Source organism: Larkinella harenae, assembly GCF_054780515.1.
Genome location: NZ_BAAGWE010000001.1, coordinates 2,635,909 through 2,657,479, shown reverse-complemented (window position 1 = coordinate 2,657,479; position 21,571 = coordinate 2,635,909). Strand labels below are relative to the sequence as shown.

Below are 21,571 nucleotides of genomic sequence, written 5' to 3'. Positions count from 1 at the left end.
AAAAAGCAGGAATCCTTCCAAACTACAATCCCTGTACTTTCAAATTGACCTTTCCTGACACATAAACGACTGCCAGCAGTGACTCCTGCGTCAAATAAACCTGATCGGGCGTTACTTGTTCAAGTTTACCGTTGATAACAACTCCCTTAGTCACCTGATTGTTCGTTAAACGAGCCTGAAAAGATTTTCGAGCCTCATCAATCTGATCGCCAACCGGAATTGTCAGCTGTTTTTCCAGGGTGCGTGTAAAACTTCCCTGCAACAACCAGTTGGCCGTTCGATACAGGATATTCCGGGTGTCGAGATCATACTGCAAATCCTGCAACGAAATTGTGCGGGATTGAGCATCATAATAAGGCCGCCCCCGCAAATAGACGGCACCGTTCAAACTGCCCTGCAACGTAGCTTTGATGATCAGGTTATTGTTCTGTCCGTACAAATCAATATCGGTGATGGTAATTTTATAGCGGCCATCCCGAAAATCGTACGACTTGCCCACAAATTCTTCCGATACAATCTTTGTCGCTTCGGCGTAAGTCGCTTCACTCAGCAACCCAATGCGAAACTGGTCAGGAATTTCTTTTGAGACTACTAATTCCGGAATCGTAACCGCCGGTCGAACATCTGGCTTTGTGCCCGTCTGGGTCAGGGTATAGCCTTCGATGCCAATGCTCGAGCGAATCGCTCCTTTTTCGAAGCGAAAAGGAGTAATCAGAATGCGTTTGGGTACCACCAGCAGCCAGGTACGGTATTTTTCGGAGATTAGATACGGTTGTCGAACGGTATTCCAGGCATTCAACACCGGGGTCCGCAGATCAATCTCCTTGCGAACCTGCTCATCCAGTGCCTTGCTTATTTTACCCAGATTTTTGTCGATGATGCGCCCAACGATGCTGGTCACCGGAATAGCCAACCCCACAATTCTGAGCGACGGTTTTTTCACCCAGTCATACCCCTGGGCCGTGGTTTGGGTATTAACCGTCCAGTCCCGATCAATGGAGAAACGCGTTGCAAAGCGAAGATCTAACTCGAATTCCGTTTCCTGAAATTGCGTAAAGCCCAGCACTTTCATACCGGCTTTCGCCCAAATTTTCAGCGGAACCTGGAACGTAAAAACACTATCGTGAGCTGATACATGAATTGGAGCCCGCTTCCAGACTTTGGTCATAAACTGATCATTGTCGTTATCAGTCAGACTGTTGTCTTCATAAATCAGGCCCGTTACCTGACTATTGATTTGCCGCTCGACATCGGCCAGCGCAATGGATACAGGAATATTGACAGTCGATAAAAATTTGTCGTTCTGTACGTCCATTTTGGTTACCGAATAAGCAGCTTTCGGTGCCTTCGGGTTGGTGGTGGTGGATGGTTTACAAGCCTGAACAATCAGTACGATCAACACCAGGCAACGTAGCGGGGCCAATGTAATGAAAATATTTTTATTTAATCTTAACCTTGGTTGCCCCATAGCCAAATTTTTCCTTCTGAGCGTCTTCGAAATAGGAAACGCTCGGATTTTTGCCCAGCCGCCGGTGGAGTTCATTCCGCAGCACGCCATTACCCACGCCGTGAATAAACGTAATGTCGTCCATACCGCTGGCAATCGCATTTTCCAGGTTTCGCTCAAACTCCTGAATCTGCACATCCAGCAGTTCGGTATTCGTTCGATTTCCGAAACCATTGGGCAGCAGCTTTTCAATATGCAGGTCAATAATGGAAGACGGACGCACAACCGCCGAGGATTCCTTTTTATCGGACAACCCCAACAAACTATTTCGTAGTGCTGCGGCATCTACGGGTTTTGCGGGCTCCTTTTCTTTCTTCGCCGGTTCTTCAATATCCAACTGATAGACGTGCCCGGTTTGATTCAGTACCGGCACAACTCCGCTATGCGCCTGAAAAGTCTGCGCCCGGCACTTCAGCCGTTTGATCAACGGCTCCCGCAAGTTAGCGCCCCCCGCCCGGAACCACAGGGCCTGTATCAGAAAAGTCGGCCAGTTATCAAGCGTAGAAAGGGAATATTGCCGGGCAAACTTATTGAAGGATCGCGCACTCAAAACACCCGAATGCAACCCAATGTAACGATTATTCTGCTCTTCGCCGAGGGTAAATGGCAGGTCCCAGTCGGTATTATTGATTAGATATACCGCCACTTCCCGCGTAGCCCCCCGCTCGGTCTGGGGCACAAAGGCCAGATAAATTCCGGCATTACTAATGATGTCGGACTTCGACGATTTCTGGGGCTCGAGCGAAGGAGCCGCCTTAAACCGCGCGGCTTCCATCGGTGATACCACCACGATTTCAGACCGCAAAACCGGAATCCGAAAACCGTCTTCAATTTCAATTTCGACCTGATTGCCGGGCAGAAAGCGCGTCACCACGCCCTGTTCCTTCGCCCTCAGCATTCGTACTTTATCGCCAATATTCATAAAATCACTGGTCTTTACCCACGGGGTCTAAGCCGCAGGTGCATTTTTGTTAGAAATATAACGCGTGAAAACGAAAACCGTTCCGACCGTTGTACTCGAGGGTGGGTGCTGGCATTTTTAGGGTATTTAGCAAAAAGAAAACCGTTTTTAACGCTTTACTCCGGGTTTTGATTCGCGTGAAATCTACATCCAGCGAAAGATAATACTGTCGATAGGGGCGAAACCCCATTTCAACGCTCTTGTCGAATTCGGCCGACACCATATCATGAATACCATACCCCACCGCAATGTTTAACCATTTAGGAAATTTGGACTCACGGCTGCCAAATAAAGACGGATTGACGGATAGCCAGTAGGCCTGTCCGTTATAATCTTTCAACCAGCGCTCGTACCACTGTTTGCCGAGCAAATTCGGCCGTTCTTTGGCCAGGGGCGTGTGGTGAAACGAAAATTTCGGCTGAATCCGCAACTCCCCCCAGGCCAGGTACTGCCCCGTATACAAGGCCGGCCCGACTACGTTGGCGATCATATCACCGTAGGAAAAACCGTATTCGGGCGAAAAACCGTCCAGAATTTCGATGGGCGTTTGAAAGATGATCCCCGTCAAACCGGCGTAGAGGGCCGCTTTTCGATCCGATAATCCGGCCCACTGATAAGCTTCCGCCGAGACCCGGGCGATCTGGTAAGCCGTCAGCATGTGCCCTACTTTATCAATCTGCAACCACTCGTGATTATCATTGAAAAATGTAAAGTTCGTCAGCGGATTGTTGTACCAGGCCCGGCTCAAACCGTAAAGGGTGGCGCCGTAGGCAACAGTTTCGCCAATAATCAGGCCCCGCAGCCGACACCGGTAGCAGGGTTCGTTTTCCGGCACGGCCCGCGTAGAATCCTGGGCAATTGCGTTAGGGATGGAAAAATGAAGAAATACTAAAAGCACTAAAACCGTCCATATCGTTCTGCTTCGTACAAGTCGTCTGTTAATATGCTCCATGATACTTTCGCAGGCCCCACTCCACGCTGATTAAGAGAACAATCAGGAAGAATAGCCAGCGTAAATTGATCAGTTCGTTCAATTCTTCATTGCTGCTTAGCTTTCCGGCTGGTTTCCGATCCACCAGATCGTTCGCCAAAGAGGTCAGCGTTGCGGCATTGTAAAAGCGGCCCCCTGTTTGCTGCGCCAACTGCCGAAGCATCAGGTGATCCGCCGTGGTATTGATGGCTTCAAATTGCTGTTCGCGCACCAGAAACTCGCCGGTGGCCACTTCAGACCGTCCATTGAGCGAAGCCGTTGCCCGAAATTTGTAAACGCCCTCGGGCAAATTGCTGACTTCGAACCGGGAATTGCTGGCCGTTGGCGTATAGGTAAAACTCCGCGGAATGGCCCGTTCGTTGGTAATTTCCAGGTTCACCGGACGGTCAAACAACTTTTCGTAAATGTCATTGTACATTTCCGTTTCGAACGTCACTTTTTCACCCGCCAGAAATTCATTGCGGATAGGATACACCCGCAGCTTGCGCCGATCTTCTTTGATGGAAACCAATTGCATTACCTTCTGGAGTAACTCATCCACCACGGTCTGGTTGTCCGTCAGGGCAAATTCTTCGAGCCGCCACTCCCACATGCCTTCTCCGGCCAACACGGCGGCTTTGCGGGTCGATGAGCTATTCAGGGCCAGCAACGGTTTACCCGTCCGGACACTGCCCACCTGCTGCCACAAAACGACTTCACTGCCCGGCAACAGTTTGTAATCACCAAACGGAACCATCATTGGCGGCAGCCGATCCAGCAACGACAGTTTTTGCGCATCCAGATTCAACTGCCGGAAATCGGCATTGAACCGGCCTGTCACTTTATCGGTTTGCCCCCCACCGGCCACTACCTGAAGCACAGGGTTCAACCCGTTGAACGATTGCAAACCCGACTGATTACCCAGAATAAAGAGGGCGGGTGTATTTTTCTGCAACGCCCGTTGCACAACAGCCGCTCCGGCGTTTTGGTTATCGGGTAGCTGGTGCAGAATCACTAAATCGTACGCTTTATCCGGAATCTCGGCCGTTCCACCGTTCAGAATACGAATATCAAGCTCGTAATTCTGATTTTTCTCGATTAAGCTGCGCAACGCTTTCACGTCCGGATGCGGACTGAGCGCCAGCAACAGGATTTTCTCCTTCCCGTCAATGATATCAATGTACACATCCCGGCGGTTGTTGCGCGGGGTAAATTCGCCCTGCTGAGGTAACACTTCCACCACGTAGTGCTGCATTCCCTTCTGACTGGATGAGGTCTGAAAAGTCAGTTGCTGGAACGTTTCGGGACGGCTGAAATTTACCGTCTGCCGACTTAGCTCCCGCCCATTTTGCCGCAACACCACCGTGCCAATCCCCCCCTGAAACCCATAGCTGGCCACATCGGCCTGAATGGGAAACTGGTTGCCGAGGTAGGCAATTTTGTTGGCAACTGCATCTTTCAGCAGCACATCCCGTTTCGGAATCGTATCGCCGATGCCGACGGTATGTACCGCAAAATTATAGCGGCCAAAAGTCGGCGAAAGGCCCTGATTGGCAATGCCGTCAGAAATCAGGATTACGTCCGTCAGGTTACGACCTTCGTACGCATTCCGAATCCCACCCAGCATACCCGACAGATCCGTCGACTGCTGGTTGAACGGAATCGTTTTCAGGTCACCACTCACCAGGCTGTCACCCAGGGTTTGTACCGCCACGTCGATATCCTCGCCCGTCAATCGCTCCCGCAATTCGGCTGCGGCTTCCAGCGCCCGATCCAGTTGAGCTTTCCCTCCCACGGTCATCGACTCCGAATTGTCAATCGCCAGCACGACTTTCGGTTTTTCCGTAATCGTTTGTATACTGCGAATCAGCGGATTGAGCAGCAGAAAACACACCAGGCTGGCTACCAGAAACCGGAAAGCCGCCAGCGAAAGATTCATCCGCTGACTCCACCCCGCATTTGGCTGGTACAGGAAAAAGGCATAAGCCGCTCCCACTGCCAGACAGAGCAGTATCCACCAGGGAGACGATTGAAAATACAGTTCGGAGCGCATCTTTTTGAATGATGAATTATGAACAATGAATTATGAGTTCATGGAATTAGTGCCGACTGATCGACCTCCAATTTATCGTTCATAATTCATCATTCATCACTTAAGTTAGCATTCCCCCGTCAACCTGCAACACCTGGCCGGTGATGTAGCGCGACAGGTCGGAAGCCAGGAACAGGGCGCAATCGGCAACCTCTTCCGGTTGGCCACCGCGCTTGAGCGGAATAGCCTGCTTCCATTCTTCCATGGCTTTTTCGTTGATTTCGCCAGTCATTTCGGTTTCAATAAAACCCGGAGCAATGGCGTTCGAACGGATGTTGCGCGAACCCAGTTCCAGGGCCACTGATTTGGTAAAACCAATGATGCCGGCCTTGGAAGCCGCATAATTGGCTTGCCCGGCATTTCCCCGAAGTCCCACCACCGAAGTCAGGTTGATGATGGAGCCTTTTTTGGCTTTCATCATCGGCTTAATGACAGCTTTGGTCAGGTTAAAGACCGACTTTAGATTAACGTTGATAACAACATCCCATTGTTCTTCGGTCATCCGCATCAGCAAACCGTCGCGGGTGATTCCGGCGTTGTTGACTACCGCATCTATAGTGCCAAAGTCGGCCAAAATCTGGGTAACCAGGTCTTCAGCGGCTTTAAAGTCCGATGCGTCCGAACGGTAACCTTTGACTTTTCCACCAAAAGCCGCCAGCTCTGCTTCCAGGGCCTGCCCTTTTTCGACACTTGAGAGATACGTAAACGCAATACTGGCACCTTCCTGGGCAAAACGGGTAGCGATGGCGCGGCCAATGCCTCGAGAGGCTCCGGTAATTAACGCAACTTTTCCTTGCAGTAAACTCATGGAGTAATTTAGGAGTAACGAGGGTTAAAAAGATTGGCCGCAAAAATAGTAGTATATATTCGATCATCCGACTACTTTTGCTCGAAACGTTGCAACGTATTTACACAAACAGTTTCCGGTCTGGCCGGAAGCATGCATCCGAAACCAACGGAATCGTACCGGAATAAACCAAACCCATCACAGCTTCACCGTACTTCCTACCCTACCCAACATGATACGTTTTGCATTCATTTGTCTGACCATTTGCACCAGTTTGCAAAGTATCGCCCAGCAAATCCATTCCCACAACGACTATGAAAAGCCGGAACCGCTCACGGCGGCCATTCGCCACCGCGCCGGTTCGATCGAAGCCGACGTATACCTGGTTGACGGTAAGTTACTCGTTGCGCACGATAAATCCCAGACCCGCCCCGGCCGTACGCTGGATTCTCTGTACCTAAAACCGATTGCGGCCCTGTTTGGGCAACATAAAAACCGTTACTCGGCCGGATCGGTCAGCGACGACCGGAAATACACCTTTCAGCTGCTGATCGACGTGAAAGACAATGGCGTGGAGGCCATCAAGGAACTGGAAAAAGCCGTAGCGCCCTACCGCACCTGCTTCGACCGGAACATGAATCCAATGGCGATTCAACTGGTTATCAGTGGCAACCGCCCGCCCATTGCCAACTGGATCGACTACCCTCCGTACATTCTGTTCGACGGGCGGCCCAGTGAGCTGTACGACGACGAAACCATCAAACACGTCGCCCTTTTCAGCGATGCGTTCCAAAGCTACTCCCGCTGGAATGGCGAAGGGGAACTCTCCGACCGCGATCGGGAAACGCTGAAACGGTTTATCAAACGGGCTCATAATCAAGACAAACCGATTCGTTTCTGGGGTGCACCCGATAATCCGAATGCCTGGAAACAACTCGACAAAATCGGTGTAGACTTTATCAATACCGATAAAGTTGAAGAATGCGCGAAGGCCTTGAAATAGATTCTTGCCGGTTACAGTAGCAACGATTTGGGTATCTTCCAGGGGTTCAGTAACTTGTTTACCCAAGTTCTAAACCTGCTTTTCATGAAACGAAGAACGTTTATCCGCCGACTAACCGCCGGAACCGCATCAAGCGCCCTTCTGAGTTCTCCCCTTTCCGCTCAGGCTACCAACTGGCTACTGCACCAGTCTGCCGCCAATGAACTGGTGAACCATAAAATTACGGACATCTCTTACACGCAGGTTCAGCTTAAGTGGCCGCGCTTTGTTGGTAAAAATGCCCGTCGGGATATTCACGGTTACGGCCCTAACGTCAGTGTTTGCCAGCTCACGACGGACCAGGGCGCAAAAGGCTGGGGAATGCACGGGCGCAGGCAGGATGAAGCCATTGCTTACCTGAAAGGGAAACGGGTATCGGAGGTTTTTCTCCCGTCGGAAGGCGTCACGGACCCCAAAGCCCTTCCTTTCGATGTACCGCTGCATGATCTGGCGGGTGTGATTCTGAACAAACCCGTCTACGAACTGATGGGGCAGAAAAAACCCATCACAACCAAGTGTTACAGCGGTATGATCTATTTTGAGGAACTGGAGCCGAAGGAAGGCCCGGTGAAAACCGTTGCCAACGGCATGGATAAGATTCTGGAAGCCTGCAACCAGGATTATAAACTTGGCTACCGGCAGTTTAAGCTGAAAATCGGGCGCGGAAACATCTGGATGCCACGCGCTGACGGACTCCAACGCGATATCGAAGTGACAAAGCTGGTGGCCAAAACTTTTCCGGATGTCGAAATTCTGGTGGATGGCAACGACGGTTTTACGGTCGATGGCATCATTGACTACATCAAAGGCATCGGCGACATACCGCTGTTCTGGGTGGAAGAGCCCTTTGCCGAAACCGTGGCGGATTACCGAAAGCTCCGGACCTGGCTGAAAGAAAATCGCGTTAAAACATTGCTGGCCGACGGAGAAGCCAACCCCGATCAGAAGTTGCTGCGCGAACTGGAAGAACAAAAACTCCTGGATGTTCACCTGACCGACATCATCGGCTACGGTTTCACACCCTGGCGGAAAATCATGCCGGAGCTCAAAAAGATGGGCATTCAGTCGTCTCCGCACGCTTTTGGTGAACTGCTAAAATCGTACTACTGCGCCCATTTGACCGGGGCGCTGGGCAATACGGTTACCATCGAAGGTGTTCCGGCCACGAGTGAAGATGTGGATTTTGGGACCCACCGACTTGAGAAAGGCAAGCTGATTCCGTCATCAGCGCCGGGCTTTGGCATGAAGTTATTGAAGGCGGTTTAGTGGTATCTTAAATCGCCTGCAAACCTGACAGGTGTTGAAACCTGTCAGGCCTTGAGCAACGTTGGTTAGTCAAAAACATAGTTGAGTGTAAACGTAGGTTGTAAGGTAGCGGCTAAACCGCCTGTCCATTGTTTAAAACTATCTGCTTCCGGGACAAACCGTTTGCTGAACGAAAGCCTACCCAACTGGGCTTCTATGATGAATCGTTCGCCCAACAGATACGCTAACCCGGCACCAACCGAAATTCCAGCCTGTTGATTTGTAATGCTAGTAGTAGGATACTTTTCCGTAGTTGATACATACGATAAATCTCCAGCCATAAACGGACGCAATCGATTATCAGTAATGTATTTTTTTAAATAAGGATTCACTCCATAGGAAAAACTAGAACCACCTTGGTAAGTTCTCCACTTCAACGGCACCGAAACGCCAAGTAGAAGATTTTTCCGCACAAACCAACCGACAGAAGGACTTACTTCATACTCATTGGAGCGGCTTGCTTCCTCCCCGGGAAGATTGGGCTTCGATCCCGACGTATAAAATCGGAATGTCCCCCCCAACACCCACCGACCTTTTTGCGTTTGGGGTGCGTCGTACGTTTCGGTCGCATTATTGTTGACTCCTCCTGTCAAGATAACCAGTCCAATTCCTACGCCATTGAATAAAAACGGAAAAGAATTAGAGCTTGTCGATGCCTCTAATCCAATCCGATCGGTCAGATAATAGTTTGCGCCCACTTGAAAAAAAGGGGAAACTCCAAACGAATTTCCATCTGAACCTTGTGGATTACTACCATCATATTTATTATTGCTATAACTCAGCGATACGCCCCCTCCCGTAAATACCCGCCACTTCGCTTTTCCCCAGTAACGTCGAACAAATCCAGAAAGTCCTGAATACAAACCAGCGGAGTTGCTCGTTTTTTCAGGTTGATTTGTGTATGCCCACCTGTTATGATAAGAATTATATCCGAAACTCAATTCACCACCTGCCAACCAATTGTCCTTAAAAAAAATCCCACGTCTCACCGTAAAAATACCCTGTGACGTACGGTTCAAATACCGGTTTGTGGATGCTTCATCCTTCAACGACTCTTGGGTGAATGATAAACCTCCCGTCCAGATTCCCTGTCCTTTGTCGGTCTGAGCGTACGCGAGCGTTGCGATGACCGACAAATATCCTATCAGTACTGTTTTTTTCATGTTGTGTTTCTTTTCGGTTCATGGCAGAAAATGTAACCGAATTTATTGATAAATACATGAAATTATGTTGTTAAAAATAGTTAAGGCTCCAGGCGCTGCTTTTTGAGCAACTGCCAGAGCCTTAGCGTACTAAATACAAGTATTGGATCAGAAAACGTACTGCACCGAAAACGCGGGAGAAGTTGTAGCCTGTACCCCTTGCAGCCACAAGCCGTTTTTCAAATCATTGTTTTGCGTCTGTTTACTAAAATTCAGATTGAGCAAATTAGCTTCGGCAATAAAGTGCTGACCCAGCAGGTAGGCTAGTCCGCCGTTCAGCGTTCCGCCCGCCGTCCGGTTGATTTCTTCCCGGGGAAAATCATCCTGCTGAAAAAAATAAGCTGAGTGGCTATAGGTTGCTCCAATGTAGGGACGCAGACGGGTATTGGACAGATAGGCCCGCACGTAAGGAGCGAACCCCAGGCTGGTTTCAACCGTTTTACTCGTCCCGCTGTTATGGCTCCAGGTGATGGGTACGGAAATTCCCACTAACAAATTATTGGCCACAAAAACGCCAATGGCCGGAGCCGCCATCAGGCTTTGGGCCTCCGAAATCCGGTTGTTAAACTCTTCCGTTCGCCCGGAAAAAACAATGCTTGCCCCCACCGTAAACCGTCCCGCCCGAGCCTGTGACCCAACCGTTGGTGGCGTCGCGTCCAGAATCTTCCGCTCGGATTTTGTGGAACCCGTCATATAAATCAGTCCGGCGGTCAGGCTGCTGAATGTAAACGGAAAAACCGTGCTGGTTGTCGTCAGCTCCAGGCCCCAGCGGCTGTTCAGAAAATAAACTCCGCCAATTTGCGTGAAAGGTGAAATCTGGTGCGTGTTGGTCTTGTTTTCGGTTCGAATGCTCGTTGTTACATCGTACATCTGCTGGCGGAACTGATCGACGCTGCCGCCAATTCCACCACCTGCATAAATCCGCCAGTTGTTGGCTCCCCAGTATTTCCGGGCAAAAACCGACAAACCACCCCGCCCGTATTTCTGGTCCAACGGGATCGTGTTGGCATTGATCTGTTTGTAATAGGACCCGCTCAGAGTTACCCCCAACAACCATCCATTATCCAGGAAAGCGCCGTGCGTCAAGGCAAACGAAAGCTGCGGACTCCGGCGCGTGTAGCCATTGGGGTATTCGCCTGCCAGTTGGGTTGTATTGAGTTGGACATTTCCGCTCCAGAAAGCACGCCCTGGTTCCGTTTGGGCATTGGAAGCAGGCACAAGAAAATAGAAGAAGAGAATCTTCAGAAAAGCCGTAGCGATTTTCATACAGTTGAGTTACGGCCGATCTGTAGCAATAATAATACCGTTCATCCGGGAAATACGGTCAATTTGCGCTTCCCGATTGCGCAAAAAAATAGGCAGGATTTTCGTCCTGCCTATTTCCTATTGTAGTATGGTATTTTGCTTATTCCGCAACGGTTTCCTGCTTCTTCACCGTGATGATGAGGTTTTCTCCGTTGTCATCATAATCGGCCATGATTACATCCCCATCTTTCAGATCGCCTTTCAGAATTTCTTCCGCCACGGGATCTTCGAGGTATTTCTGAATGGCCCGGCTCAGCGGACGAGCACCGTACTGGGGATCGTAGCCTTTTTCTGACAGGAAGTCTTTCGCTTTTTCGGTCAGTTCAACGTTGTATCCCAGGCTCGTTACCCGGCCCAGCAGTTTGCCCAGCATCAGGTCAATGATTTTGTGAATGTCTTCGCGTTGCAGCGAGTTAAACACAATCACATCGTCCAGACGGTTCAGGAACTCCGGCGAGAAAGCTTTCCGCAGGGCGTTCTGAATGGTACTCTTCATGATTTCATCCTGATTTTCGGACTTGCCACGGGTGGCAAAACCGATACCGGTTCCGAAATCTTTGAGATCACGAACCCCAATGTTCGAGGTCATGATGATGATCGTGTTCCGGAAATCAACCCGGCGACCCAGACCATCAGTCAGAATACCGTCATCCAGCACTTGCAGCAGGATGTTGAATACATCCGGGTGGGCTTTCTCAATCTCATCCAGCAGCACAACCGAATACGGTTTCCGGCGGATTTTTTCGGTCAGCTGACCACCTTCTTCGTAACCCACATAGCCCGGAGGAGCTCCGACCAGACGGCTTACGCTGAATTTTTCCATGTATTCCGACATATCGATCCGCACCAGCGCATCTTCTTTGTCGAAGAGGTACGAAGCCAGTACCTTCGCCAACTCGGTTTTACCAACCCCGGTTGGGCCGAGGAAGATGAATGAACCGATCGGTTTTTTCGGATCTTTCAAACCAACGCGCGTCCGCTGAATGGCTTTCACCAGTTTCTGAACCGCTTTGTCCTGACCAATCACGCGACCCGTCAATTGATCCGACATGTTCAGCAGTTTAGCGCCTTCGTTGGTAGCCACCCGGTTGGTCGGAATACCCGTCATCATCGCTACTACTTCGGCCACGTTTTCTTCCGTTACCGTGTAGCGTTTCTTCTTGGTTTCTTCTTCCCAGGCTTGTTTCGCACGGTCCAGCTGATCAATCAGGCGTTTTTCCTTGTCGCGCAACTGAGCGGCTTCTTCGTATTTCTGGCTCTTCACCACCTGGTTTTTCTCCTTCTTGATATTCTCAATGCTTTCTTCCAGCTTCAGGATATCTTCGGGAACCGAGATGTTGGAGATGTGTACGCGAGCCCCCACTTCATCCAGTACGTCGATGGCTTTATCGGGCAGGAATCGGTCAGAGATGTAACGCTCCGACAATTTCACAGCCGCTTCAACCGCTTCCGGTGTGTAGTTGACGTGGTGGTGATCTTCGTACTTATCTTTAATGTTGTTCAGGATTTCGATGGTTTCCTCTACTGAGGTAGCGTCCACCATGACAACCTGGAACCGGCGGGCCAGTGCGCCATCTTTTTCGATATACTGGCGGTATTCGTCCAGCGTCGTGGCACCAATACATTGAATGTCACCGCGCGCCAGAGCTGGTTTAAACATGTTGGAAGCATCGAGCGAACCCGAAGCACCACCCGCGCCCACGATGGTATGCAACTCATCGATGAACAGAATCACTTCCGGTGATTTTTCCAGCTCGTTCATGACCGCTTTCATGCGCTCTTCAAACTGACCACGGTATTTGGTGCCGGCTACCAGCGAAGCCAGATCCAGCGTCACTACGCGTTTGCCAAACAACACCCGCGATACTTTCTTCTGAACGATACGCAGCGCCAGACCCTCCGCGATTGCGGTTTTACCAACGCCCGGTTCACCAATCAGGATCGGGTTGTTCTTTTTCCGGCGGCTCAAAATCTGGGCCACGCGCTCAATTTCTTTTTCACGGCCGACAATCGGGTCAAGTTTACCTAATTCGGCCAGTTTCGTTAGGTCACGTCCGAAGTTGTCCAGAACCGGCGTCCGCGACTTCTCCGACCCTTTCGGATCTTTGCCCGAACCGGAGCTGCTGCCACCGAACATGCCGCGGTCGTTGTCGTCGTCATCCGTTTCGGGGCCCATATGCGGACGTGTACCAGAAGATTGATATTCCAGCATTTCCTTTATAACCTCGTAGTTGACATTAAATTTGTTCAGAATCTGGGTCGCAACATTATCTTCGTCGCGCAGAATGGACAACAGCAGGTGCTCGGTGCCAATCAGCGGGCTTTTGAAGATTTTGGCTTCCAGATAGGTGATTTTAAGTACTTTTTCAGACTGGCGGGTGAGTGGAATATTAGCCAGATTTTTGACATTGTTGGTTGCGGTTCCTTTGGTCGCCTGCTCGATGGTTACCCGGAGCTCGTCCAATGAAATGCCCAATTTTTTCAATAACCCAACGGCTACCCCTTCGCCTTCCCGAATCATACCCAGCAGCAGATGCTCTGTACCTATGTAATCATGACCCAGACGCAGGGCTTCCTCTCTGCTGAGCGAGATAACTTCTTTAACTCGGTTCGAAAATTTAGCTTCCATTCGCTTAGGGTTGTATTGTAATTGCGTCTTTCCGTACTAACGAAAATTTTTTCAGTATTGTTCACTGTATCAGCGACTGCCTCAAAAGATCTGAAGCTGCGGTTCCCTGGCAGAAAATCAAATCCAGAATACTCAAATCTGGTACAAATACACTGCCAAAGTTCTGCTGGTACGCTACCGGATGATAAAACCTGCCATTTTGTAATGCTTCGCGCCCATCTATTTTTGAATGAGCATCCAGAATACCCGTACCAGCCTGTTTATCAAAGGATTCAGTTAATACCAGATTTTTCTGCCAGCCCAGCCATTTCAGACATAATGTCAGCAACTCCAGGTTCAAGTCAAATAGATAATCCCATTTTCGGCGCAGTACCGATTCCAGTTCATCAGCATAATACTCAAAAAATGGAGCTTTGCTGTAAGCCGTTACCAAACACCGCCACTGGCGATCTCTCCAGGCTTGCCGGTCGTCGATCTGTACCTCCCGGATCAACTGTTTGTGTGTACCATTGCGTACCGGTACCGTCAGCCGGTCGATGCCATTTGCCGTCAGGACATAACACCGATTTCTGTAACTTTGCTTTCCATAATGTTCGGCTGCTTCCAGCCAAACGGTATCGAAGGGTAAGAGTGCGGTGAAATAAGTCAAACTGGGCAGATAATGTAATTCAATCCGAATGCCCTGACTTACATGCCCAACGTGGTACTTTTCCAATATTACTCGATGCGTTGATACTATCAAATAAATGAATTTCGCATTGAACAAGCAAACGGTTTGGCAAAATTTTAATTTGCTGGCGTGCTTTTGCTAAATCAGAGGCTACTTTTCTAATGGGACTATTTTTCTTTCGATTGCTTTCTCGTTTACCGCTTACCGTTTTCTACGTAATTGCCGACCTTTTGTTTTATATCTTGGCCTACGTAATCCGCTATCGAAAACGCGTCATTCTTACGAATTTAGAACGTTCATTTCCCCTGAAATCGGATACGGAACGGCAACAAATTGCCAAAAAATTTTACCGAAACTTTGCTGATGTTTTGGTAGAAACCGTGAAATTACCGACCCTGTCCATTGCAGAGCTCAAAAAACGGGTCACCTTTACCAATCCCGAAGAGGTACGTTCTTACTTGGAACGGGGACAAGCCGTTTTGATAATGGCTTCGCACCAGTGTAATTGGGAATGGGCTCCGTCGGCATCGGTCGTTAACGGCATGCCGGCTGATGCGGTTTATAAAAAACTGAACAATGAACGGTCCGAGGCCATCGTCCGGCACATTCGTTCCCGATTTGGAGCCACGCCCGTGCCGATGCAAACGTTGCTACGCCAGATGGTAGCCCGACGCCAGGAACCCCGGCTCATTGCCCTGGTTGCCGATCAAATCCCCGACCAGCCTGAATACGGCTACTGGACTTCTTTTCTGCACCAGGAAACGCCTTTCTACCCGGGCACAGAGCGGCTCGCCCGCAGTTTTAATCTACCGGTCTTTTATATTGAAATGGTACGTGTAAAACGGGGATTTTATACGATGACCTTCCACCTCATTGCCCAACCTCCATATGAGACTATTCCCCAGGGCGAAATTATCAATCGGTATCGCGATTTGCTGGAGCAAACCATTCGAAAAGCGCCTTCTGACTGGTTATGGTCGCACAAACGCTGGAAACACCAGCGGGAGAAATATGTAAAAACGCAGGTGAAATGGTGAAAAGAGTTAAGAATAAATAAGAGTTAAAAATTAAAAGTAGGCCGTCTGGCGATAGGCCAACGCACGAAGACGGAGCCTTTACTTTTAACTTCTAACTCTTACTATTTTAACGCTACCTCCTTATTGGTATTGAATATAGAGGGGTTTCGGATCGAGCGCCAGTACTTCTTCTGGCTCCATCACGTGTGGGGATTTATGCTTTGAGCGATTATCAACTTTCTTCAGATCGTTTTTGTAGAATAGTTTGAAGCCCGTGTACTGCACTGGTTCTTTGACAATATAATCCCGGTACGAATCAATTTTAAGCGAAGGCGGTCCCCAGCCGTCCATATCCATTACAATGGCTACCCGCGGATCCAACTTAATATTCTTATAATTGGTCACCATCCGTTGCGTAAACCGATGCACCACCAGCACTTTCGGCGGCAGGTTGTTTTCCTTTACAATCCGGCTTAAAAACTGGACTGCATCGTTGATATCCGCGGCATCATAGGTCCCGATTCGCGTGCCCGGTTTAGCGCCCGATTTCATGGAGAATTCCGGATCAATCCCCAAATGCACATAGGGCAACTTCAGGTATTTTTCCAGAAACGCCATTTCACCCTTCAGATCGGCCAGCCCAACCTGAATATCCAGAAAAACGATAGCACCGTGCTGCGCGCCCCAGCTAATCACTTTCCGGATGGTTTTATCACTCATCCGCAGCCGGTATTTTCCGTCTTTCTGCGGAGTGCCCTGGGCCGAAATCGCCACCAGGTGTAATGCTTTCACAATGGGTTTTGATGGGTCTGCTTTCTGCCAGCGGGCGGCTTCATTGTCCAGCCGACGAAGCATTTCTTTCCGGGGGTATTCCCCCAACGCGCCCATCCGGGTCGAGTGCGGATTTCCGTAATACGCCAGAATCCGGTGTTTCGGCAAAAGTGTATCGGGCAGTGTGCCGCTAAATCTCAGCGTATCGGCTTTCAACGGATCCGTTTCGGCAACCGTATCAGCGGATGTAACCGGCGAAGCGGGTGCTGTTGCCCCTGAATCTTTCGCGGGGGTAGTTGCACTTGCTGCGCTGCTGTCAGTACTGGTTGTTTCGTTGCCGTTGCCAGTACCGGTGCTGGTTGAACAACCACTTAACGCATTGAATTGAATTAAAATTGAAGCTACTGCAACCATTTTCCATGCCATCCGGCACGCCTTACACCCTCCGTTTACCACTGTTTTTTAAGTAAGATTGTGAATAGAATGTTGATCATTTATACCTGCGGTTGTCAGTCCTCTTCTTTATAATCGATTGAATAAACCGGCAATGGAGTTCTCGTAAGCAGGTACGTGCTGCCAAAAATAGAAACTCTACCGTAAATCGAAACAGGATTCCAAAAAATAATGAGCGAGTATTAATTTATTTTAGTTCAGGGCACTTATTCTTCCCAATCACCCAAACCCTGCCGCACCAGTTCGAAATCGTCGGTAGTTGCATTGATAATCGTAGAAGGTTTATTCCCCCCCATTCCCCCGTCAATCACAATATCAACCAGGTGCTGAAACCGTTCAAAAATGATCTCGGGGTCCGTGATATACGGAACAATCTCGTCTTCAATATCCTTGATGGTTGTTGTGATGATCGGATTTCCCAGCTCTTTCACAATTTGGCGCGGAATGGCGTGATCAGGAATCCGAATGCCAACGGTCCGCTTGTTGGTGTGCAGGATTTTCGGTACCCGGTTGCTTACGTCCAGAATAAAAGTGTAAGGTCCCGGCAACAGACGTTTCATCAGTTTAAAGGCCTGATTACTCACCCGCGCGTAATCGGCGATGTGGCTCAGGTCGTGACAAATGAACGAAAAATCGTTTTTTTGGGGTTTGATGCCTTTGATGCGCGCAACCCGTTCAATGGCGCGTGTGTTGTGAATGTCGCACCCCAATCCATAAATAGTATCGGTTGGATAAATAATGACACCACCATCGCGAAGCACATCGACCACATGACGGATTTTTCGTTCTTCCGGGGTATCGGGGTGAATCTGCAAAAATTCGGCTGACATAGACAATCGGTGGTTTATGAATTAACTAACCAGCAACAATATGGTTGCAAAAACCGATTTCTTTTCAAGCATTCAAAACGTTGTCCGAACTTCGCTCCGGCTCCGCTGCCGGTTTTGCTGCCAGTGCACGTACCGCCGGTAGACGCCATTGACGGGAATTTGCCATTGGCACAACCGCAACACAAAAGCGGTCCGAAAATCCGGCTGCTCCATGAACTCCAGCAACTCCTTGTACCGGAAAGCGAGCGCAAACTGCTCGGTATAAAAACATTGGCGAATAAACCAGCGAATCCGCTGGGCCAGGGCGCTGTATTCTTCCGCCGACTGACACTGGTCGAACGCTTTGTAACAGACCTTCAGAGTAGAAGCCAGCAGCAAATTATGACGATTGTTGAACTGAGTGGAAAGCGATTGCCGGAGGACCCGTTTACTCGTCAGCACCTCATCCTGGTAGTAATACCGGTAATGACGGGCAGTCCGAACCCAAAAATCGAAATCTTCGTAACTGAGCGATTCATCATAACCGCCCAAGCTCTCCAGCACATCTTTCCGCATCATCATCGTCGGTGTCGATACGAAATAAGAGGTCAGAATATCTTTGAAAATCCAGCCCGAAGGGACGTTCACCGTAGCCATTCCACTTTGATTGATGGGATAATGATACCCCGTCAACTGGCTATCTTCGTCGATAAAAGCCGCATTGCTGAACAGAACGGCGTAATCACCCGGCAACCGCTCGAAAGCCGTCACCTGCCGGGCAACCCGGTCGCGATGCATCACATCATCCGCCGACAGATCAATGACGTAACGCCCGTTGGCTATGCTTAGTCCCTGGTTAAAAGCCCGGCAAATGCCGAGGTTTTCCCGGTTTTGCAGCAGCTTAATTTGTGGATGCGTTTGCCTTAGCTCCTCAACACGGGCAACCGATCCATCCGTACTGTTGTTGTCAATGACAATCAGCTCAATCGCCGAATAACTCTGATCCAGTACGGATTGCAACGAAGCCGTAATAAACCGTTCGTGATTATAAATCGTACAGATAACTGTTACCAAAGGCCGAATCGACGACAGATAATCGGCTAGTAAGCCGTGCGATGAAGCCTCAAGAGTTTCAGCCATAATGATGATGAAGAATGAATAATTATCAAACAAAGAGTGTAGTCTCTTTGAAGACAATACTAAGCAATATTAAGCGGATTGCTGCACTAAAATTGAGCAAACGGTGAGGCTGGTCGAGGTAAGTAAAAAGGTTGACTTCGCACTTTATTTTCCATTTAAAAACCTGATCAACACGCTATATACCAACCTTTTAGGCATAAACATTTTACCACTTTTCAGTTTACCAACCAAGACCAGATAATCACATTCATTTGCCTCTGGCACGGTTTTTCCTCTCGTAGTAAGTACAAGAAACAGTCAGCGCTCCAACAAAAGCTTGGCTTGTGATTTTTGGGTTAGGGTTATTGTAAATGCTCTCTAAGCGGTTTGGGGAGCATTTATTGTTCGATCGCCGGACTACGGACTTTTGCTTTATCAACCTGGTAAAGGGCTACGTTCATATCGAACCCAATAATCAATAATAAACAGACCAGATTAATCCAGATCATTAAAACGATCAGGGTTCCGATTGACCCGTACAGTTTGTTGTAGGACGCAAAATTGGAAACGTAGAAGGAGAAACCGTACGTTGTCAGAACAACAAGCACCGAGGCAATCACTCCGCCGGGCGTAATAAACTTCCACTTCATATCCTTGTCGGGGGCAAACTTATAGATGACCGAGATGGCCGCGACAAACACCGCAAAAACCAGCAGATAACGAGCCAGGCCCAACAGGCGGGTCACTACAATATTATCCAGAATCTGGATGCGCTGCAGGTAATCGGTAATTACCCCCCCAACCACCAGCACTGCAATGGCCAGAAAAAGGGCCACTGCCAGCATGATCGTCAGTCCAAAAGCAATGAGCCGCGTTTTCAGAAAACCACGACCGCCCGTGGTATGCGACGAGTTAAAGGCCATCATCAGCGACAAAACGCCGTTGGTAGCCGCGTACAGCGCCAGCAAAAACCCGAACGAAAGCACGTTGCCCCGTGGTCGGCTGATGATATCGTAAATCGTAGTTTTTACCGTCTCATAAGTCGAAGCTGGCAGGACCTGTGAGAAAAAATCCATTACCTGATCTTCCAGGTTTGGGATCGGCACCAACGGGATTAGCGTAAATAAAAAAATGACCGCCGGAAAAACCGCCAGAATCAGGCTATAGGCAGCCGAAGACGCCCGTTCGCTGGTGTCGTTGTCCGTTATTCTCGGAATGAAATTCCGAAGGAAATCAAACCAATTTTGCTTGGAATCAAACGCGTTACGTTTTTGCAGAAAGATAATAACGCGCTGAACGGCGTTATACTGCATCAATTTTTCCAACATGATGGAGTATCGTTACTGACAAAAATTAAACCGCTGGTTCAAAAAAAGGTTTGAGCTTTTCCATCAGATCTGTTGGCGCTTTGGTTAAACGTCCGGAACCCACCAGCATGAAAACCAGCGTAGTTTCGCCCGTATTGAGGTGTTCGCCATGCTGGTTATAAATGTCGTAGTAAAACGTAATGCGGACGCCCGGCAGCTCCCGGATCGTCACCCGAATGGTCAGCATATCATCGTAGCGGGCCGGACGCAAATACCGTGAACGGTTTTCGTAAACCGGCATCATCACGCCCGAAACCTCCATTTCCTTGTAATGAAACCCCAGGCTTCGCAGCGCTTCGACCCGACCGATTTCGTAATACCGGGCGTAATTACCGTAATATACATACCCCATCTGATCGGTGTCAGCGTAACGGACCCGGATGGGTGGAACATCAAATTTGAACATGTTTTTATAGACAGGCCAGCTTAGACAAGAGCAGAAGAACTGACCGTTTTCAGGTCATCAATCTTTCTTCTCCTATCTCACTTTTTCTCTCATTTCATAATCCCGCGTTTGTTCAACTCGGCATGATACATCCGGGCATTATTCAGATGTTCTTCGTAAGTTTTGGCAAAAGTGTGATAACCGGAGAAATCGGCCCGGGCAACAAAATACAGGTAATCGTGGTTTTCGTGGTTCAATACGGCATCAATCGAACTCAGCGTCGGCAGATTGATCGGCCCCGGGGGTAATCCTTTGAAACGGTAGGTGTTGTAGGGCGAATCGATCTGCTTATGAACGTTCAGCACCCGCCGGATGGTAAAATCGCGGTGCGCAAAAACCAGCGTCGGATCGGCTTCCAGCAACATTCCTCTCTTCAACCGGTTGAAATAAACCCCGGCTACGCGCGGTTTTTCGTCGTTCTTTTTACTCTCCGACTCAACAATGGATGCCAGCGTTTGCACCTGCGTCTGGCTCAGGCCCATATCCTTGGCCTTTTGTTGCCGTTCGGGGGTCCAGAACTTTTTGTATTCCTTGCCCATCCGGTCCAGGAAATTCTCGGCACTGGTGGTCCAGAAAAATTCGTAGGTGTTCGGCAAAAACATGCACATAATGGTGGTGGTGTCAAACCCATAGTGTGCACAAACCGCCGGGTCTTTCAGCAACGAATCCAGCTTCTGCGGCCCAAATTCAAATTTGCTGCCCAGCTTGCCAATCAATTCATCTTTCAGACGGATGTTGTTAAAGGTTAGATTCAGGGGATCTTGCGCCCCCGACCGCAGTTTACGAATTGCGTCCTGATTGGTCATCTCTTTCTCGATGACGTACCGCCCATGCTTCACATTGTCTGTGTATTTCATGAAACGGGCCAGAAAGCGGAAGGAGGTTTTATCATTGATCACCTCATGGGCATTGAGCGAATCCATGACGGTTTCAAACGTAGCGCCCCGCGGAATCAGCAGTTCAAAATCTTTATCATTTTCACCAACCTGCAAATTGGGGGTTTTGACAATCTGCCAACCATAAAACGAAAACGTTGCCAGTAAAACCGATACAATAATCAGAACGGCAGCGACAAACTTACGAGACATATTAAACAATCGATTAGACCTACAAAGGTAGTA

At 49.2% G+C, this 21,571-nt stretch carries 18 protein-coding genes; 3 read left to right on the top strand and 15 right to left on the bottom strand.

From position 1 onward, the window contains the following. Positions 1-22: 22 nt before the first annotated feature. From ACYVH9_RS10875 to fabG, 5 genes are all read right to left on the bottom strand, one after another. Positions 23-1,423: a DUF4403 family protein gene (locus ACYVH9_RS10875; protein WP_460636340.1), complete on the bottom strand. Its 1,401-nt coding sequence runs from the start codon at positions 1,421-1,423 to the stop codon at positions 23-25. A gap of 16 nt (positions 1,424-1,439) precedes the next feature. After that, positions 1,440-2,429 (bottom strand): Smr/MutS family protein, encoded by a 990-nt coding sequence (locus ACYVH9_RS10870; RefSeq protein WP_460636339.1) that lies wholly within the window; start codon positions 2,427-2,429, stop codon positions 1,440-1,442. Positions 2,430-2,478: 49 nt separating this feature from the next. Then, the gene (locus tag ACYVH9_RS10865) at positions 2,479-3,366 is read right to left on the bottom strand and encodes a DUF2279 domain-containing protein (RefSeq protein WP_460636338.1); all 888 of its coding nucleotides are present in this window, start codon (positions 3,364-3,366) and stop codon (positions 2,479-2,481) included. 40 nt (positions 3,367-3,406) lie between these two features. Continuing rightward, positions 3,407-5,491, bottom strand: coding sequence for a vWA domain-containing protein (locus tag ACYVH9_RS10860; protein WP_460636337.1), 2,085 nt, complete (start codon positions 5,489-5,491; stop codon positions 3,407-3,409). Positions 5,492-5,591: 100 nt separating this feature from the next. Beyond that, the gene (fabG, locus tag ACYVH9_RS10855; RefSeq protein WP_460636336.1) at positions 5,592-6,338 is read right to left on the bottom strand and encodes a 3-oxoacyl-[acyl-carrier-protein] reductase; all 747 of its coding nucleotides are present in this window, start codon (positions 6,336-6,338) and stop codon (positions 5,592-5,594) included. Positions 6,339-6,549: 211 nt separating this feature from the next. Here fabG and ACYVH9_RS10850 point away from each other — a divergent pair, with 211 nt between their 5' ends. Both ACYVH9_RS10850 and ACYVH9_RS10845 read left to right on the top strand, forming a co-directional pair. Beyond that, the gene (locus ACYVH9_RS10850; RefSeq protein ID WP_460636335.1) at positions 6,550-7,320 is read left to right on the top strand and encodes a phosphatidylinositol-specific phospholipase C/glycerophosphodiester phosphodiesterase family protein; all 771 of its coding nucleotides are present in this window, start codon (positions 6,550-6,552) and stop codon (positions 7,318-7,320) included. An 84-nt stretch (positions 7,321-7,404) separates the two neighbouring features. Beyond that, complete coding sequence (locus ACYVH9_RS10845) at positions 7,405-8,625, top strand: enolase C-terminal domain-like protein (RefSeq protein ID WP_460636334.1); 1,221 nt, start codon at positions 7,405-7,407, stop codon at positions 8,623-8,625. 65 nt (positions 8,626-8,690) lie between these two features. Here ACYVH9_RS10845 and ACYVH9_RS10840 read toward each other — a convergent pair whose 3' ends face one another. The 4 genes from ACYVH9_RS10840 to ACYVH9_RS10825 all read right to left on the bottom strand — a co-directional run bounded on the left by ACYVH9_RS10840 (position 8,691) and on the right by ACYVH9_RS10825 (position 14,515). Next, the gene (locus ACYVH9_RS10840; RefSeq protein WP_460636333.1) at positions 8,691-9,827 is read right to left on the bottom strand and encodes a hypothetical protein; all 1,137 of its coding nucleotides are present in this window, start codon (positions 9,825-9,827) and stop codon (positions 8,691-8,693) included. Between the two features lie 147 nt (positions 9,828-9,974). Further along, positions 9,975-11,132: a hypothetical protein gene (locus ACYVH9_RS10835; RefSeq protein WP_460636332.1), complete on the bottom strand. Its 1,158-nt coding sequence runs from the start codon at positions 11,130-11,132 to the stop codon at positions 9,975-9,977. A 139-nt stretch (positions 11,133-11,271) separates the two neighbouring features. Further along, entirely contained in the window at positions 11,272-13,800 is a 2,529-nt protein-coding gene (locus tag ACYVH9_RS10830; protein WP_460636331.1) for an ATP-dependent Clp protease ATP-binding subunit, read from the bottom strand. A 61-nt stretch (positions 13,801-13,861) separates the two neighbouring features. Further along, positions 13,862-14,515, bottom strand: a complete 654-nt coding sequence (locus ACYVH9_RS10825; RefSeq protein WP_460636330.1) for a WbqC family protein — start codon at positions 14,513-14,515, stop codon at positions 13,862-13,864. Positions 14,516-14,583: 68 nt separating this feature from the next. Here ACYVH9_RS10825 and ACYVH9_RS10820 point away from each other — a divergent pair, with 68 nt between their 5' ends. Next, complete coding sequence (locus tag ACYVH9_RS10820) at positions 14,584-15,507, top strand: lysophospholipid acyltransferase family protein (RefSeq protein ID WP_460636467.1); 924 nt, start codon at positions 14,584-14,586, stop codon at positions 15,505-15,507. Between the two features lie 120 nt (positions 15,508-15,627). Here the strand turns inward: ACYVH9_RS10820 and ACYVH9_RS10815 are convergent, their stop codons facing one another. The 6 genes from ACYVH9_RS10815 to mltG form a co-directional block, all read right to left on the bottom strand. Continuing rightward, positions 15,628-16,671: a hypothetical protein gene (locus ACYVH9_RS10815; protein ID WP_460636329.1), complete on the bottom strand. Its 1,044-nt coding sequence runs from the start codon at positions 16,669-16,671 to the stop codon at positions 15,628-15,630. A gap of 245 nt (positions 16,672-16,916) precedes the next feature. Then, the gene (locus ACYVH9_RS10810) at positions 16,917-17,540 is read right to left on the bottom strand and encodes an L-threonylcarbamoyladenylate synthase (protein WP_460636328.1); all 624 of its coding nucleotides are present in this window, start codon (positions 17,538-17,540) and stop codon (positions 16,917-16,919) included. A gap of 72 nt (positions 17,541-17,612) precedes the next feature. After that, a complete protein-coding gene (locus tag ACYVH9_RS10805; RefSeq protein ID WP_460636327.1) occupies positions 17,613-18,659 on the bottom strand; it encodes a glycosyltransferase family 2 protein in 1,047 nt (348 codons plus the stop codon). A 377-nt stretch (positions 18,660-19,036) separates the two neighbouring features. Further along, entirely contained in the window at positions 19,037-19,966 is a 930-nt protein-coding gene (locus ACYVH9_RS10800) for a YihY/virulence factor BrkB family protein (protein WP_460636326.1), read from the bottom strand. Between the two features lie 25 nt (positions 19,967-19,991). After that, on the bottom strand, positions 19,992-20,411 hold the full coding sequence (locus ACYVH9_RS10795; protein WP_460636325.1) for an acyl-CoA thioesterase: 420 nt from the start codon (positions 20,409-20,411) through the stop codon (positions 19,992-19,994). Between the two features lie 89 nt (positions 20,412-20,500). After that, on the bottom strand, positions 20,501-21,538 hold the full coding sequence (mltG, locus tag ACYVH9_RS10790; protein WP_460636324.1) for an endolytic transglycosylase MltG: 1,038 nt from the start codon (positions 21,536-21,538) through the stop codon (positions 20,501-20,503). Between the last annotated feature and the right edge of the window lie 33 nt (positions 21,539-21,571).

Bases quoted from the DNA above. Each gene is read 5' to 3' on its own strand.
- ACYVH9_RS10870 (WP_460636339.1), bottom strand. From the start codon at position 2,429: ATGAATATTGGCGATAAAGTACGAATGCTGAGGGCGAAGGAACAGGGC.
- ACYVH9_RS10860 (WP_460636337.1), bottom strand. From the start codon at position 5,491: ATGCGCTCCGAACTGTATTTTCAATCGTCTCCCTGGTGGATACTGCTC.
- fabG (WP_460636336.1), bottom strand. From the start codon at position 6,338: ATGAGTTTACTGCAAGGAAAAGTTGCGTTAATTACCGGAGCCTCTCGA.
- ACYVH9_RS10850 (WP_460636335.1), top strand. From the start codon at position 6,550: ATGATACGTTTTGCATTCATTTGTCTGACCATTTGCACCAGTTTGCAA.
- ACYVH9_RS10845 (WP_460636334.1), top strand. From the start codon at position 7,405: ATGAAACGAAGAACGTTTATCCGCCGACTAACCGCCGGAACCGCATCA.
- ACYVH9_RS10840 (WP_460636333.1), bottom strand. From the start codon at position 9,827: ATGAAAAAAACAGTACTGATAGGATATTTGTCGGTCATCGCAACGCTC.
- ACYVH9_RS10835 (WP_460636332.1), bottom strand. From the start codon at position 11,132: ATGAAAATCGCTACGGCTTTTCTGAAGATTCTCTTCTTCTATTTTCTT.
- ACYVH9_RS10830 (WP_460636331.1), bottom strand. From the start codon at position 13,800: ATGGAAGCTAAATTTTCGAACCGAGTTAAAGAAGTTATCTCGCTCAGC.
- ACYVH9_RS10815 (WP_460636329.1), bottom strand. From the start codon at position 16,671: ATGGTTGCAGTAGCTTCAATTTTAATTCAATTCAATGCGTTAAGTGGT.
- ACYVH9_RS10810 (WP_460636328.1), bottom strand. From the start codon at position 17,540: ATGTCAGCCGAATTTTTGCAGATTCACCCCGATACCCCGGAAGAACGA.
- ACYVH9_RS10805 (WP_460636327.1), bottom strand. From the start codon at position 18,659: ATGGCTGAAACTCTTGAGGCTTCATCGCACGGCTTACTAGCCGATTAT.
- ACYVH9_RS10800 (WP_460636326.1), bottom strand. From the start codon at position 19,966: ATGTTGGAAAAATTGATGCAGTATAACGCCGTTCAGCGCGTTATTATC.
- ACYVH9_RS10795 (WP_460636325.1), bottom strand. From the start codon at position 20,411: ATGTTCAAATTTGATGTTCCACCCATCCGGGTCCGTTACGCTGACACC.
- mltG (WP_460636324.1), bottom strand. From the start codon at position 21,538: ATGTCTCGTAAGTTTGTCGCTGCCGTTCTGATTATTGTATCGGTTTTA.